This window comes from Pelomonas sp. KK5, from assembly GCF_001984095.1.
In the GTDB taxonomy this organism is placed as follows: Bacteria; Pseudomonadota; Gammaproteobacteria; order Burkholderiales; family Burkholderiaceae_C; genus KK5.
This window is the reverse complement of record NZ_LYVQ01000378.1, coordinates 1-3,486: the sequence shown is the minus strand read 5'-3', so window position 1 is coordinate 3,486 and position 3,486 is coordinate 1. Positions and strand designations below refer to the sequence as shown.

Annotated in this window: 1 protein-coding gene; it reads left to right on the top strand. The window is 71.1% G+C overall.

All coding sequences use genetic code 11. The features are described 5' to 3' along the window. On the top strand, window positions 1–3,486 hold a 3,486-nt coding region (locus B0W88_RS33995), incomplete at both ends, for an S-layer family protein (RefSeq protein ID WP_158080975.1).

Sequence of the window (3,486 nt, the reverse complement as noted above, 5' to 3'; positions counted from 1 at the left end):
GATGCGCGGCCCGCGAAGGTGGACGTGTCGGCGCCGCACGGCAAGGCTGGCACCTGGCTGCTCGACCCCTATGACATCCTGATCTCCGACAACGTCGATACCAACGGCGTCGACGCGAACTTCACCGCCGGCCAGGACGGCTCCACGATCGCCAGCAGCACGCTGATCGACGCGCTGAGCGGCGGCAGCAACGTCGTCGTGCAGACCGGCATCGCCGGCGACGCCGCGGGCCAGGGCCAGGGCAACATCACGCTGAACAGCGCCCACATCGACATCACCAGCGCCACGCCGGGCAGCCTCACGCTGACGGCGGACGGCGGCATCTCGATGAGCAGCTCGTCGATCACCAGCGTCAAGCCGATGCCGGTGAGCCTGCTGGCGGCGCGCGCCGGCGGCGCGGGCAGCATCCTGCTGGGGGCCAGCACGATCTCCACCGGCGGCGGCGACCTCACGCTGGGCGGCTTCTACGACTTCGGCACGCTGCCGTCCGGCGGCACCTTCACCGGCGCGGCGCGGGCCTACTCCGGCTGGGCCATCGAGCTGGACGGCAGCAGCGTGCTGGACGCGGGCGCCGGCAACATCAGGCTCTCCGGCGTCGGCAGCGCGCCCGAGGGTGGCGGCGGCGGCGTGCTGATCGGCGCCGGCTCCAAGCTCAATGCGAAGCAGATCCTGCTGCAGGGCACCGACACCGGCTACTACGGCAGCGGGGTCGAGATCGACGGCGCCACGCTGTCGGCCAGCGGCTCGGTCAGGCTGCAGGGCTGGAGCCAGTACGGCACCGGCGTCAGCACCAGCAGCGATGCCACGATCACCGTCGCCCAGCCCGACAGCAGCGGCCCGCACGTGATCTTCGACGTCCAGGGTGCGGCCGGCGGCGGCTATGGCGGCACGGCCATCTCCATGGACGCCACCACCGTCTCGCTGAGCAGCCCGCAGGCGGGCGTGGTGGCGCAGCTGGTCGGCCAGCAGGACGTCAGCTTCAGCAACACCTCCATCCAGGCGCAGGCGGGCACCTCGATGAACGTCAGCGTGCAGGCCGGCACGATCAACGGCGGCGGCACCATCTGGCTGTCCAACACCAGCATCGCCAGCGGCGGCGGCGACATCACCCTGGGCGGCCCCTGCGATTGCGGCATCGGCCCGAACGGCACGAGCTTCGGCGGCGCTGCGGCCGTCGGCAACAACAACGGCGGCTGGGGCATCTCGCTGCAGAGCGGCACCGTGCTCGACGGTGGCGGCACCGGCACGATCAAGCTGTCGGGCGTGGGCTACGGCGGCGAGGGCGGCGGGGGCATCCAGATCAGCAACTCGACGCTCACCAACGCCGGCCAGATCGTCGTGCTCGCCACCGACAACGGCTATGGCAGCGGCGTCTACATCAGCGACTCCTCGCTGGACAGCAAGGGCTCGATGACGATCTCCGGCTACAGCGAGTACGGCTGGGGCGTGGACATCTTCGGCACGACCAGCCTGCGCGTCACCGCGGCCGGTGCGAGCAGCCCGGCTTCCACGCTGCTGATCGCCGGCCAGGCCAACCAGGGCGGCGTCGGCATCAGCTTCGACGCGGGCGAGGGCGGCGGCCTGACGATCCAGGGCGGCGCCAACACGGCGATGCAGATCTCCGGCTGGAACGGGCCCTACATCCCGCCGCCGCTGACCGAATCGAGCCCGCAGGCGCCCGGCACGACGATCAGCGTCTCCGGCGCCACCATCGACAACTCGCAGGGCAGCGGCCTGCTGATCGAGGCCCACGCGCTGGACGGCGACTACCGCAGCTCGATCGCGATCAGCAACAACGCCCTCATCAAGGGCTCGTCCGCCACGACCAGCCTGCAGGGCGCGGACGACTTCCACATCATCGGCAGCCAGATCACCGCGCCTGGCCTGATCAACATCCGGGCCGACAGCGTCACGATCGACTCGGGCGCCTCGATCGTCAACACGAACGCCACGCCCTACGCCGCGCCCACCGACGCCATCGTCATCAGCGGCAACGACGGCAACCCGCTGAGCACCTTCTACAACTACGCCGGCGGCACGGCGCTGCAGGTGGATGCCACGACCAAGGGCCGCTGGATCATCTGGGCCTACGACATCACCGACGGCGAGAGCGTGCAGTTCGGTGGCCTGGCCTACGACTTCACCCAGCACGGCGCCCAGCAGTCCGGCGCCTGGAGCGGCTACGCGGGCAATGCCTTCGTGTCCTACCAGAGCCAGTACGCCAATGCCTACGGCGACTACTTCACGCGGCCCTACGACGGCACCACCGACGCGGCGCCGACGAACGTGCAGTTCTATGGCTCCACCTTCGCCACCGGCACGCTGCAGACGGGCTCCTACGTCCACTTCGCCAGCAAGGACGTGGGCTACGGCACGCTGACGATCGACCCCGCCGGCGTGGACTTCCGCGACAGCAGCAGCAAGCCGGTCTACGGCCTGCAGATCGACAGCGGCGTGCAGGGCCAGATCACGCCGCGCGCGATCAGCGCCAGCGTGGCCGTGGCCGACAAGGTCTACGACACGACGACCGCCGCGTCGATGAGCGTCACGTTCAGCAACCTGGTGGCCGGCGAGAGCCTCACCGGCACCGCGACCGGCGGCTTCGTCGACCCGCACGTCGGCCAAGGCAAGACGGTGTCCGCCGAGCTGAGCTACGGCAACGGCGCCGACGGCACCGGCCTGCTGTCCAACTACGCGATCACCGGCCCGACGGCGGTCACCGGCAACATCACGCCGGCCACGCTGCTGATCAGCGGCCTCACCGCGCAGAACAAGGTCTACGACACGACCGTGGCGGCCACGCTGGCCGGCACCGCGCAGGTGACTGCGCTGGGCAGCGACCAGGTGAGCCTCGCCGGCACCGCGGCCGCCAGCTTCGCCGACAAGAACGTCGGCACCGGCAAGGCGGTCTCGCTGAGCGGGCTGACGCTCGCCGGCGCCAGTGCTGGCGACTACGTGCTGGGCGGCCCGGCCACGGCGCTGAGCGCGAACATCACGCCCGCGCCGCTGCCCGGCACCGGCCTGGTGGCGCAGAACAAGGTCTATGACGCGAGCACGCTGGCCACGCTGCTGAACACCGGCCAGGCGCAGGTGCTGGGCAGCGACCAGGTGACGGTGTCCGGCGGCATCGGCCAGTTCGCCGACAAGAACGCCGGCACCGGCAAGGCCGTCAGCGTCAGCGGCATCACGCTGAGCGGGCCCGATGCGGGCAACTACAGCGTCGGCCCGGTCGCGCTCAGCGCCGACATCACGCCGCGCGCGGTCGCGGTGAGCGGCCTGGGCGTCGCGAACAAGGTCTACGACACGACCACCACCGCGACGCTGACCGGCACCGCCGGTGCCGCGCTGCTGGGCGGCGACGGCGCCACCGTCAGCGTCGGCGGCGCGCAGTTCGCCGACAAGAACGTGGGCAGCGGCAAGCCGGTCAGCGTCACCGGCCTCGCGCTGACCGGGCCGGACGCGGGCAACTACGTGATCGTCGCGCCC